At 44.8% G+C, this 268-nt stretch carries 1 protein-coding gene; it reads left to right on the top strand.

The window, feature by feature from the left end:
* Positions 1-268: polysaccharide lyase family 7 protein (locus AB4585_RS28265; protein WP_372172083.1), on the top strand; the 268-nt coding region annotated here is incomplete at both ends.

The following is a 268-nucleotide window of genomic DNA, read 5'->3' as shown; positions in this document are numbered from 1 at the left end:
GACCAACACTAAGTATGCACGTTCGGAGTTAAGAGAGCTGTATAACTATAATTCTTCTAGCATCTGCTCATCCTCCACGCAAAACTGGACGGTAGACGACAACGCAAAACACCAACTGCAAGCACAGTTGCAGATTGAGGATTATCCGAACATCTCAGGGCAAGACCCAAAGGTCATTGTGGGACAGGTGCACGGCTATAAAATCAAGCAAGCACTGATTAAGTTACAATGGGAAGGTGGGAATAAGCCTATTAGGGCAATCTTAAAC

It is taken from the genome of Vibrio sp. 10N.222.49.C9 (genome assembly GCF_041474985.1).
Classification (GTDB): Bacteria; Pseudomonadota; Gammaproteobacteria; order Enterobacterales; family Vibrionaceae; genus Vibrio; species Vibrio crassostreae_C.
The sequence above is the reverse complement of the archived record's forward strand: the minus strand, read 5'-3'. Positions and strand labels throughout refer to the sequence as shown.